The following is an 11,981-nucleotide window of genomic DNA, read 5'->3' as shown; positions in this document are numbered from 1 at the left end:
AAGGGGACGAGGCATGATCGAGCACCCGTCCCGGTCCCATACGGCGTAGATCACACGGATCCCGCCGGTCCGGTTCCGGACCCGCCGCGGTTCGGAATTCCAACCTCCCGGGCCGGGCCGGTCGGCATCAGACCGTCCAGCTCGGTTCCAGTTCCACGATGTCGCCCGCGAGTGCGGCGACATCCGCTTCGATCTGGGCCCGCAGGGCGAGGCGCTCGATGCGTTCGACGCGGTATTTGCCGTGCTCGGCGGCCGACTGCCACATGGAGAGGATCAAGAACTCATGGCCCGGCGCCTCGCCGAACAGACCTCGCAGCATCCCCGGGGAACCTGCCATCGCCGGATTCCAGACCTTCTCCTGCATCAGCGCGAAGTGCTCGGCCCGCTCCTCATGGACACGACAGTGCGCCACCCGTAGCAGGTCGGCGTCCGCGAAGCGCGGCTCGAAGCCGGTCTTCACGTCGAACCGATGGTCGAAGAGCTTGACCTGCGGGTCTTTGTAGGTACCGGACTGCGAGGCGGCGAGGCGGTCGTGGGAGCGGGCCATGAAGGAGTCGTAGAAGGCACGGCTCTCCCAGAACGAGAAGACGTGCGCGACCCCGCTCCGTGCCCGGCTCCAGCCCCCGCCCTGTCCACGGAATCCCGGCTCCCCCAGAAGCCCCGCCCACTTTCGCTGCCCCCGCTCGAAACCGCGGCGGTCGACCACGGTGCAGCGAATCCACTTGACCAGCACCGCGCCATGGTAAGGCCACGGAGCGTGGCGCCGGTCACTCTCCGACGGGTTGTGGTCCGGCGAGCGCCGACGTGCGCATGCGAGGATGGGCAACTGGCCTGGACTGGGAGGCAGTTCGGCCCCCACGTATCGGAGAACGGGGAGGAGAGTTCTGTTGAACGGCCTCAACAAGGGCATCCGCAAGGTCGAGGTGTCGCTGAAGTGGGATCCGAGCCCCGCCGGACAGCCGCCCACGGACCTCGACATCGTCGCGGCGACCTACCCGGCGGCGGACCCCAGCGGCGATCCCGCCTACGTCGTGCACTTCGACAGCCGTTCGCCCGACGGCACCATCACCCTCAACCGCGACAGCAGGACCGGCCAGGGATTCGGCTGGGACGAGGTCATGACGGTGGAGCTGAACCGCCTCGACAGCCGGTACGGGCGCGTGGTGATCGGCGTCGCCATACAGCAAGGGGCGAGTCCCAAGACCTTCGGTGACGTCAGCAAGCCGGCCCTGCGCCTCCGCGAGGACTACACCGTCCTGGCGGAGGACGACTTCGCCGGGGTCCTCGGCTCCACGGCGGCGGTCATCGCCGAGTTCGTACGGGACGGGTCCGGCACCTGGAGCTTCCTGCCCGGCCTCCACGGCTACGACGAGAACCCGGCCGGCTTCGCCCGCGTCATGGGCGCCCCGCGCGAGTCCTGACGCGCCGCGCCACGGACGCCGAAGGGCGGCACGGCCACCGGCCGTGCCGCCCTTCAGCGTCTCAAGGTGTCAGCTGCACCCGCTGGTCGAGCCGCAGCCCTCGCAGATGTAGCACGAGCCGGCCCGCTGCATCTTCGTGCCGCAGGAGAAGCAGAGCGGGGCGTCGGCGTGGATGCCCAGCTGCATCTCCACCAGCTCGGCGCTGGTGTGGGCCTGCTTCGGGGCGGGCTTGGCCGCCTCGACCTCGGCCTTCGGCGTGGCCACGGCCTTCAGGTCCGTCTGGCGCGGGGCCGACTGGGCCAGGCCCTCGACGTCCACGTCCTCCTCGGCGGGCTCGTACGAACCCGTCTCCAGGTGGCGCTGACGCTCCTCGGCGGAGTGGATGCCGAGCGCGGAACGCGTCTCGAAGGGCAGGAAGTCCAGCGCCAGGCGGCGGAAGATGTAGTCGACGATCGACTGGGCCATCCGCACGTCCGGGTCGTCCGTCATACCGGCCGGCTCGAAGCGCATGTTGGTGAACTTCGAGACGTACGTCTCCAGCGGCACGCCGTACTGGAGGCCGACGGAGACCGCGATGGAGAAGGCATCCATCATGCCCGCGAGGGTGGAGCCCTGCTTGGACATCTTCAGGAAGACCTCGCCGAGACCGTCGTCCGGGTAGGAGTTGGCGGTCATGTAGCCCTCGGCGCCGCCGACGGTGAAGGACGTGGTGATGCCGGGACGTCCCTTCGGGAGGCGCTTGCGGACCGGGCGGTACTCGACGACCTTCTCGACCGCGGTCCGGATGGTCTCCTCGGCCTTCTCGGTGATCTCCGCCTTCTCCGACTCCTTGGTCTTGGCGGAGAGCGGCTGGCCGACCTTGCAGTTGTCGCGGTAGATCGCCAGCGCCTTGACGCCGAGCTTCCAGGCCTCGAAGTAGATCTCCTCGACCTCCTCGACGGTCGCCGTCTCCGGCATGTTGACCGTCTTGGAGATGGCGCCGGAGATCCACGGCTGGATCGCGGCCATCATCCGGACGTGGCCCATCGGAGAGATGGCCCGCTCGCCCATGGCGCAGTCGAAGACCTCGTAGTGCTCCTGCTTGAGGCCGGGAGCGTCGATCACATTGCCGTGCTCGGCGATGTGGGCGACGATCGCCTCGATCTGCTCCTCCTGGTAGCCCAGGCGGCGCAGGGCCTGCGGGACCGTGCCGTTGACGATCTGCATCGAGCCGCCGCCGACCAGCTTCTTGAACTTGACCAGCGCCAGGTCCGGCTCGACACCGGTGGTGTCGCAGGACATCGCGAGGCCGATGGTGCCGGTGGGGGCGAGCACCGAGGCCTGCGAGTTGCGGAAGCCGTTCTTCTCGCCGAGGCGGAGCACGTCCTGCCAGGCCTCCGTGGCCGCGGCCCACACCGGGGTGTCCAGGTCGTCCATGCGCACGGCGGTGCCGTTGGCGTCGGAGTGCTGCTTCATGACGCGGTTGTGGGCGTCGGCGTTGCGGGCGTAGCCGTCGTACGGGCCGACCACCGCGGCCAGTTCGGCGGAGCGGCGGTAGGCCGTGCCCGTCATCAGGGAGGTGATGGCGCCGGCGAGGGCGCGACCGCCGTCGGAGTCGTACGCGTGGCCGGTCGCCATGAGCAGGGCGCCGAGGTTGGCGTAGCCGATGCCGAGCTGGCGGAAGGCGCGGGTGTTCTCGCCGATCTTCTGGGTCGGGAAGTCCGCGAAGCAGATCGAGATGTCCATCGCGGTGATGACCAGCTCGACGACCTTCTGGAAACGCTCGACGTCGAAGGACTGGCTGCCCTTGCCGTCGTCGTTCAGGAACTTCATCAGGTTCAGCGAGGCCAGGTTGCAGGACGTGTTGTCCAGGTGCATGTACTCGCTGCACGGGTTCGACGCGGTGATCCGGCCGGACTCGGGGCAGGTGTGCCAGTTGTTGATGGTGTCGTCGTACTGGATGCCGGGGTCGGCGCAGGCCCAGGCGGCCTCGGCGATCTTGCGGAAGAGCTTCTTGGCGTCGACCTCCTCGATCACCTCGCCGGTCATCCGGGCGCGCAGGCCGAAGTCGCCGCCCGCCTCGACCGCCTTCATGAACTCGTCGTTCACGCGGACCGAGTTGTTGGCGTTCTGGTACTGGACGGAGGTGATGTCGTCGCCACCGAGGTCCATGTCGAAGCCCGCGTCGCGCAGGACGCGGATCTTCTCCTCCTCCTTCACCTTGGTCTCGATGAAGTCCTCGATGTCCGGGTGGTCCACGTCCAGGACGACCATCTTGGCGGCGCGGCGGGTGGCACCGCCCGACTTGATCGTGCCGGCGGACGCGTCGGCGCCACGCATGAAGGAGACGGGACCGGAGGCGTTGCCGCCGGAGGAGAGCAGTTCCTTGGAGGAACGGATACGGGACAGGTTCAGGCCGGCACCGGAGCCGCCCTTGAAGATCATGCCCTCTTCCTTGTACCAGTCGAGGATCGACTCCATGGAGTCGTCGACGGCCAGGATGAAGCAGGCGGAGACCTGCTGGGGCTGCGGGGTGCCCACGTTGAACCAGACGGGGCTGTTGAAGCTGAAGATCTGGTGCAGGAGGGCGTACGCCAGTTCGTGCTCGAAGATCTCGGCGTCGGCGGGCGAGGCGAAGTACTTGTAGTCCTCACCGGCCTTCCGGTACGTCTTCACGATGCGGTCGATGAGCTGCTTCAGGCTCACCTCGCGCTGCGGGGTGCCGACGGCGCCCCGGAAGTACTTGCTGGTGACGATGTTGACCGCGTTCACCGACCAGAACTCGGGGAACTCGACGCCACGCTGCTCGAAGTTGACCGAGCCGTCGCGCCAGTTGGTCATGACGACGTCACGGCGCTCCCAGGCCACCTCGTCGTACGGGTGCACGCCGGGGGTGGTGTGGATGCGCTCGATACGCAGGCCCTTGCTCGCCTTGGTGCCCTTGGCGCGGGAACTCCGTGCCGGACCGCTCGCCGTCTCTGTCATGCCGCCTCCCTGTATCGGGCCAAAACGCCCTGAAGTGCCACTTTGTTCCCGTGACACGGTGTTCTGTCTTGTGTCGCGATCCGGCTCAACGGCCGTTCACGACAGGTCTGGATCGCCGCCGGTCACCCGGTCCACATGGTCCGGTGGTGCGGCCCGCCCTCAGTCGGCGGCGTTGGCGGGCACGGGGACTTCGACAGTCCCTCCGGACCCGCGGTCGTTCTCCCGGCACCCCTCGACCGCGCTGTCGACGTCGGCGTCCACGCCGGGGCGCTTCCCTTGCTCTTCCCTGAGTTCCGCGATGGCGGCCTCGAAGTCCTCCAGCGAATCGAACGCCCGGTACACCGAGGCGAAGCGCAAGTAGGCGACGAGGTCGAGTTCCTGCAGCGGGCCGAGTATGGCCAGACCCACGTCATGGGTGGTCAGCTCGGCGCTCCCGGTGGCACGCACCGCCTCCTCGACCCGCTGGCCGAGCTGGGCGAGCGCGTCCTCGGTGACAGGCCGCCCCTGGCATGCCTTGCGAACGCCGTTGATGACCTTGGTACGACTGAAGGGTTCGGTCACACCGGACCTCTTGACCACCATCAGCGAGCACGTCTCCACCGTCGTGAAACGACGGGAGCAGTCCGGACACTGGCGGCGCCTGCGGATCGACGTGCCGTCGTCCGTCGTACGACTGTCGACGACACGGCTGTCGGGGTGCCTGCAGAAGGGACAGTGCATAACTCCAACCCTCCTCACAGCACGACTCAATAGCCCCACGAGTCTCCTGGACCCCGCGGAAGCAGCCCCAAGCATAGGGGATGACCATGAGCCCTCGGACCGGGGGGACCACAACTTCTGGGCTGTTGTTGCAATCCAAGCACTAGATGTAGGGCCGGGCACGTAAATCCACCCACGACGCGCGTGTCGCACAGGTATGGGCAATTGCCAGACGGAGGGGCCGTCGCTGAGCGCATCCGCGCCGTCGCGGAACGGACCGGAACACGGTGGGCGCCGAAGAAAACCGGGTACCGGTACGCGGCGGGAGAGGCGGGGAGTGGCAGACTGTGCCGCGCGGCGACAGCGGCCCACGAAGCCTTCGCCCCGGCGGGGAAGAGTACCGCAATAAGCGGTTCTGTCCGCCAGGAGCAGTCGGGCCATACACCTGGACACTTGGTCACGTCAGGTAATCCGCGGTTTTTCACTCGAACGTGTGTTTGGCGCAACCTTTCGAAAGCAACTACCGTTGTGCTGCACGGGAGACCATCGAGAGGGGCCGACGTGACCACGACCGCAGACAGCGCCACCATCACTGCCCAGGACCGCTCCCAGGGCCGACTCGAGCCGGTGCACGCTATGAACGAAGTTCCGAACCATGAGGGGCCCAAGCGGGCCCTGCCCGGCCGACCTCCAGGCATCAGGGCGGACAGCTCCGGACTGACCGACCGGCAGCGCCGGGTGATCGAGGTGATCAGGGACTCCGTGCAGAGGCGCGGATACCCGCCGTCGATGCGGGAGATCGGTCAGGCGGTCGGCCTGTCGAGCACGTCGTCCGTGGCGCACCAGCTGATGGCCCTGGAGCGCAAGGGCTTCCTGCGCCGTGACCCGCACCGCCCGCGCGCCTACGAGGTCCGCGGCTCGGACCAGGCCGCGGCGCAGCCGACCGACACCGCGGGCAAGCCCGCCGCGTCGTACGTGCCGCTCGTCGGCCGTATCGCGGCCGGTGGCCCGATCCTGGCCGAGGAATCGGTCGAGGACGTGTTCCCGCTCCCGCGGCAGCTCGTCGGTGACGGTGAGCTGTTCGTCCTCAAGGTCGTGGGTGACTCGATGATCGAGGCCGCGATCTGCGACGGCGACTGGGTGACGGTCCGCCGGCAGCCGGTCGCCGAGAACGGCGACATCGTGGCCGCCATGCTGGACGGCGAGGCCACGGTCAAGCGTTTCAAGCGCGAGGACGGCCATGTGTGGCTGCTTCCGCACAACGCCGCCTACGAGCCCATCCCGGGTGACGACGCGACCATTCTCGGCAAGGTGGTGGCGGTTCTGCGCCGCGTCTGACATCCCCGTGGCGGACGGCGCCCGTGCCCGTCCGCGCCCCTGATCCGGGCCCCGGAATCCACTGCGCCGGTTCCGGGGCCCTGGGCTTTCCGTGTCTGGTGGCCCGTCCCTGCTCGGGGCGGGCCACAGGCATGTCTACGCCTCTTCGAGGGCCTTCGCCGCCTGGTCGATCGCGGCGAGCGACTTCCGCACCTGGTTACGGTCCGTCGTGTACCAGAAGTCGGGCAGTGACGCCTTCAGATAGCTGCCGTACCGCGCTGTCGCCAGCCTCTGGTCCAGCACGGCGACCACGCCACGGTCGCCCTGCGCCCGTACGAGGCGGCCTGCGCCCTGGGCCATCAGCAGGGCCGCGTGCGTGGCCGCCACGGCCATGAAGCCGTTGCCGCCCGCCTCCTCGACGGCCTTCTGGCGGGCGCTCATCAGCGGGTCGTCGGGGCGCGGGAACGGGATCTTGTCCATGACGACCAGCTGGCAGCTGGGACCGGGCACGTCGACGCCCTGCCAGAGCGAGAGCGTGCCGAACAGGCAGGTCTTCGGATCGGCCGCGAAGGCCTTGATCAGTTCGCCCAGCGTCTCCTCGCCCTGGAGGAGGATCGGGAACTCTGGGATGCGGACGCGCAGCTCCTCCGCCGCCAGTTGGGCCGCCCGCATCGAGGAGAACAGGCCGAGTGTCCGGCCGCCGGCCGCCTGGATCAGCTCCGTGAGCTCGTCCAGCATGTCCGCCCGGTCGCCGTCCCGCGCGGGACGCGCCAGATGCTTGGCCACGTAGAGGATGCCCTGCTTCGGGTAGTCGAACGGCGAGCCGACGTCGACTCCCTTCCACTGCGGGAAGTCGTCCCCCTCGGTGCCCTCCGGAGCCAGTCCGAGGGACGCCCCCACGCCGTTGAAGTCGCCGCCCAGCTTCAGCGTGGCCGAGGTCAGGGTGACGGAACGGTCCGCGAAGAGCTTCTCCCTGAGGAGGCCGGAGACGGACATGGGCGCCACGCGCAGGGCGGCGCCGAAGCGGTCGTGCCGCTCGTACCAGACGACGTCCCACTCGGAGCCGTTGCTGATCCGCTCCGCCACGTCGTGCACGTTCTCCACGGCGGCCAGGGCCTGCTTGCGGACGGCGTCCTCGTCCTGGACGGACTTGTCGCGGGTGTTGCCGAGCGCGGTGATCACCGTGCGGGCGGCGTCGCGCAGCGCCATGAGGGAATAGGCCAGGTCCTCCGGGATCTCCTCCAGACGTCCGGGCAGGGCCAGCTCCATGAGCCGCTCGAAGCCCTCGGCTGCGGTCTGGAGCTGGTCGGCGGCCTTCTCGTTGACGAGTTTCGCCGCTCGCTTCACCGCGCGGTTGACCTGGCCCGGGGTGAGCTCGCCGGTCGCCACACCGGTCACCCGCGAGACCAGTTCGTGGGCCTCGTCGACGATCAGCACCTCGTGCGGCGGGAGCACCGGGGCGCCCTCGATGGCGTCGATCGCGAGCAGGGCGTGGTTGGTGACGACGACCTCGGCGAGCTTGGCCCGCTCCCGGGCCATCTCGGCGAAGCACTCGGCGCCGTAGGCGCACTTCGAGGCGCCCAGGCACTCCCGCGACGACACGGAGACCTGGGACCAGGCGCGATCGGACACACCGGGGGTGAGGTCGTCCCGGTCGCCCGTCTCGGTCTCCTGCGACCAGTCCCGCAGCCGCAGCAGGTCCTGGCCCAGTTTGCTGGACGGGGCGGCCGCCTCGAACTGGTCGAAGAGGCCGTCCTCCTCGTCCTGCGGCACCCCCTCGTTGAGGCGGTGCATACACAGGTAGTTCGACCGGCCCTTGAGCATCGCGAACTCGGGGCGGCGGCGCAGCAGCGGGTGCAGTGCGTCGACCGTTCTCGGCAGGTCCCGCTCCACGAGCTGCCGCTGCAGCGCCAGGGTCGCCGTGGCCACGACGACGCGCTCTCCCTGCGCGAGGGCCGGCACCAGGTATCCCAGGGACTTGCCGGTGCCGGTGCCCGCCTGGACCAGCAGATGAGAGCCGTCGTGGATCGCCTCCGCGACGGCTTCGGCCATGGTCACCTGGCCGGGGCGCTCCATGCCGCCGACAGCGGTGACGGCGGCGTGCAGGAGTTCGTGGAGTGAGGGCTTCGTCATAGCGCGACCACCCTACGGGGCGGCACTGACAAACGGGTGATCACGGCGGAAGGGGCGGGTGTGGGACGGGGGGTGGTGAGCGGGATCACGACGGTTCTCTTCGGCGGGAGGGGGCAGCGGGGCTCTGCTCGGCGCGCCCGGAATGTCGTCCGGCGCCGGTCGGGAACCGGAGCGGCCTAGCGGTGTGACAGGAATGACGGCGTCACGGCGGGTGCACATCGGCTCTACATCAGATCGCGCAGCAGGCGGTCCCGGATCATGAGGGCGGCCCGCTTGTCGGGCAGGTCGACCTCCGCGGAGAACCTGAACCCGGCGCTGAGGAAAGCGGAGACCGAGGGGAAGTTGCGAAGGTCGGGTTCCGCGATGACGCGGGCGCAGGCAGGACGTCTGTCCAGGACGAGATCGGCGACGGCGCGGAGCAGGGCTGAGCCGAGCCCCCTTCCCCGGTCGGCCACCGGACCGATGAGGAGGTGGATTCCGGTGTCATGGGGGCGGGCGGGGTAGTGGCGGGCGATGGGGTCGAGGTCCGCCCGGTAGATCTCCCAGTAGCTCATCGGGGTGCCGTCCAGCAGACCGAGGCAGGGCACGCTGCGGCCGTCACCGTCGAGCTGGTCCCGGAGGTGGTGGGCGGTCACCTTCTCGGGTCCGGCGAGCTTCCAGGAAGAGGCCACGGCGGAGTCGTTCATCCAGCGGGAGATCAGCGGAAGGTCCCGTTCGACGAGAGCGGGAAGGAGACGCAGCGTACCGGCCGGGGTTACCACGGGTCCCCAGTCGGCGAGGTGATCCAGCAGTTCCCCTTTGCCCGGGAGCGCCTCCGGCCCCGCCTCGGCGCCCGGGCCGCCCGGGTCGGCGTCCTCCCCGAGGAACGCGGCCAGATCGTCGGGCAGGCGTAGTTCGACCGTGTCCTCGTTGCCGGGGACCTGGGCGGTGCCCGAGTCGGTGCCGGACGTGGTGCTGGCATCGGTGGGAGGCACGCGACGCTCCTCTCAGGGGATGGGGTGGGGCATGTTCCTCGGGGCGTGAAGGGGGTCGTCAGTGATCGGGTCAGCTGTGGAGTGGATTGGCGACGGTGACGTAGACGGACTGGGTGTCGACCGGGCCGACGAGTTCGTCGAGGCCGTGCAGCCGGGTCAGGAGGTTTGCCTTGCAGCGCAGGACCGGTGAGTCGAGCAGCAGGGCCGGCAAAGTGGTGTCGAGCCGGGCGGGGCCGGTGGCGACGTCGGTGAGGAAGCGGCGGAAGGCGGCGAGCAGCAGGCGTTCGTCGGCGAGGCCCTGCGAGCCGAACGCGCCGATGAGGCCGAGCACGTTGTTGATGCCGAGGTAGTAGGCGAACCGTTCGTCGGCGACCTCGTCGGGGACGAACGTGTCGCTGTGTTCGCCGATGGCGGGCAGCCGGGCGTCGAGGTCCGCGCGCCGGGACTCGCGGAAGTAGTAGCCCTGGTTGTCGCGGTACCGGCCGCCCATGGGCCAGCCGTGGGGGTCGAGCAGGAGGACGGTGTTCTGCTGGTGGGCTTCGAGGGCGATCCCGGCCTCGCCGTCCAGCCACAGGACGGGCCGCACGACCTGCTCCAGGTAGCGCAGGAACCACTCGGCGGCGACGGCGCCTCGGGGGCGACCGGTCCGCCCGGCGAGCCCGGTGACGATCTCGGCGAGCCGGGACCGCATCGTGGGGCGCTCCGGCAGACGGTCGGCGTGGCCGGGGAGCTGCTGGTCGGGGAGGTGGTGCGGCACTCGGCCGTGCAGGGGCGCCCGCTGCCCGGGGAACCGGCTTGCCCGGCGCTCGTCATCGGCATACGGGCCATCCGCACACCCGCCGTCCGCAACCGGCCTCAGTGATACGAGCCCCGCCACACAGCACGCGTCGTCCGCCGGGCCGAACGGGTTGTGCCGGATCACCACGTCCAGGCCGGGCACGGGGTCGCCGTCCGGCGCGGTGACCGCCAGCCAGGCCGGGTCGCGGACGATGTCGAAGCCCGGGTGGGCCGCCCGCCACTGCTCGGCGAGACCGGTGCGCAGCAGGCGGTGGACCTCGACGCCTCGGTGGAGCTCCTTGCGGAGGTTCTCACGACAGGAGTTGGTGATCCGCAGCCCCAGCGACAGCTTCAGCATCGCGGGGGCAGCGGTGCGGTGCACGGTACGGACGGAGGAGGTGGGGTGCCACGGGTAGCCGTGGGGGCCGAGGTCGAGCAGCAGCCCGGCGTCCAGCAGGGCGGCGACGGTCGGGCGGTGCCGGACCTCGCGCAGTTGCCAGGGGTGGACGGGCAGGGCGGCGTAGCCGTCGGGCAGCGGCAGAGGGGCGCCGGCCAGCCGTGTGGTCAGGTGCTCGGCCGGGACGACTCGGCCGCGCTCCGTCCACGCCGAGTCCGTCGACAGAACGGACTGTGCCACGGCCATCCAGTGCAGGCGGAAGGAGCCACGCGACTCGGGTGAGTAGAGCGGCGCTTCCCCCACGGACAGTCCTTCCCGGCTCTTCGGGGTGGGATGCAGGGGATGACCGAGGACGAGGGCCTGCTCGCCGGCAAGGAACGCATCGGGGGCGTCGTCCGGCCGGGCCCGGCGTTCGGCGATGAACCCGGCTACACGTCGGGCGGAGTCGGCGACCCTGCCGACGAGGTCGAGCGGGTCGAGGGATTGGTGTGAGGCGGCTTGGTCGCTGGGGGCGAGTGGGCTGAACTGGGCCGGTTGGGCGGCAGCGGGTGGCAGCGGGGCGGGCCATTCGTCGGTGACCGAGTCATGCGCTCCCCGCAGGGCCACCCGTGCTCCTGCCGCCGCCCCTGCTCCTGCTCCTGCGGCCGTCCCTACGCCCGCAGCCGCCTCTCTGGACAGCAGGGCCGCCACCGTCACCGCGTCAACGGGCGGCGCCGACTCGGGGGCGGCGGCGAGGCGGGGGAGGCCGAAGCGGTGCCAGCCGGTCGGGGACCAGTAGCGGATCGGAACGAGGAGGGTCGTACCGGTGGCGGGGAGGGGGATGCGGAGGGTGCGTTCGTGGGGGCGGGTAAGGGCGTGCTCGCGTACCCAGCAACGCAGCAGGTTCTCCACGGCCGCGGCCTCGGCCGCGAGGCGCGGGTCGGGATGGTCCAGCGGATCGGTGGTGAGCGACAGGTGCCCGGTGCTCGGGTGTCGCAAGTGCGGTTCTTCTGGCAGGGCATCAGGCACGGCTGGTGCGAAGGGCGCCCGCGGGGAATGGGCGTCGTCCTCGGGCGCGTCGGTACGGCCTTCGGAGGCAGGGGTCGCGGTCAAGAAGATTCCTGGAAATGGTCGTCCGGGCGGGGTGGTCGTGCGGTGGTGGGGGGAGAGGTGTGGGCTGATACGGAGTGAGCGCGGCGCAAGGCAGAGGCTGGTGCGGGACATCGTCGGCGTCTGGGGGCGGCTGCTGAGCGGCTGCCGCGACGGCGTGGGGATGACGCGCACGCCGGATTCCCGGGGCCGTCCGGGCACTCGGCGGCC

The 11,981-nt window shown here is 70.0% G+C and carries 8 protein-coding genes; 2 read left to right on the top strand and 6 right to left on the bottom strand.

Annotation, left to right across the window (positions count from 1 at the left end; genetic code table 11):
- Positions 1-127: 127 nt before the first annotated feature.
- Entirely contained in the window at positions 128-733 is a 606-nt protein-coding gene (locus tag ACZ43N_RS00300; protein WP_468094087.1) for a YdbC family protein, read from the bottom strand.
- Positions 734-887: 154 nt separating this feature from the next.
- On the opposite strand from ACZ43N_RS00300, the gene ACZ43N_RS00295 reads away from it, so the two are divergent.
- Positions 888-1,421, top strand: coding sequence for a TerD family protein (locus tag ACZ43N_RS00295; protein WP_468094086.1), 534 nt, complete (start codon positions 888-890; stop codon positions 1,419-1,421).
- Positions 1,422-1,490: 69 nt separating this feature from the next.
- Here the strand turns inward: ACZ43N_RS00295 and ACZ43N_RS00290 are convergent, their stop codons facing one another.
- Together ACZ43N_RS00290 and nrdR are read right to left on the bottom strand one after the other, a co-directional pair.
- On the bottom strand, positions 1,491-4,385 hold the full coding sequence (locus ACZ43N_RS00290; RefSeq protein WP_468094085.1) for a vitamin B12-dependent ribonucleotide reductase: 2,895 nt from the start codon (positions 4,383-4,385) through the stop codon (positions 1,491-1,493).
- A gap of 159 nt (positions 4,386-4,544) precedes the next feature.
- Entirely contained in the window at positions 4,545-5,105 is a 561-nt protein-coding gene (gene nrdR / locus ACZ43N_RS00285) for a transcriptional regulator NrdR (protein WP_468094084.1), read from the bottom strand.
- A gap of 540 nt (positions 5,106-5,645) precedes the next feature.
- Between nrdR and lexA the strand changes: the two genes are divergently transcribed.
- Positions 5,646-6,422: a transcriptional repressor LexA gene (lexA, locus tag ACZ43N_RS00280; RefSeq protein WP_055512494.1), complete on the top strand. Its 777-nt coding sequence runs from the start codon at positions 5,646-5,648 to the stop codon at positions 6,420-6,422.
- A gap of 135 nt (positions 6,423-6,557) precedes the next feature.
- On the opposite strand, the gene ACZ43N_RS00275 is transcribed toward lexA, so the two are convergent.
- The 3 genes from ACZ43N_RS00275 to ACZ43N_RS00265 form a co-directional block, all read right to left on the bottom strand.
- Positions 6,558-8,534 carry an ATP-dependent DNA helicase gene (locus ACZ43N_RS00275; protein WP_468094083.1) on the bottom strand — a complete coding sequence of 659 codons (1,977 nt, stop codon included), beginning with the start codon at positions 8,532-8,534 and terminating at the stop codon, positions 6,558-6,560.
- 224 nt (positions 8,535-8,758) lie between these two features.
- Positions 8,759-9,508: a GNAT family N-acetyltransferase gene (locus tag ACZ43N_RS00270; protein WP_468094082.1), complete on the bottom strand. Its 750-nt coding sequence runs from the start codon at positions 9,506-9,508 to the stop codon at positions 8,759-8,761.
- 70 nt (positions 9,509-9,578) lie between these two features.
- Complete coding sequence (locus tag ACZ43N_RS00265) at positions 9,579-11,774, bottom strand: IucA/IucC family protein (RefSeq protein WP_468094081.1); 2,196 nt, start codon at positions 11,772-11,774, stop codon at positions 9,579-9,581.
- Positions 11,775-11,981 lie beyond the last annotated feature (207 nt).

The organism is Streptomyces sp. NPDC030814, assembly GCF_055572155.1.
The sequence above is the reverse complement of the archived record's forward strand: the minus strand, read 5'-3'. Positions and strand labels throughout refer to the sequence as shown.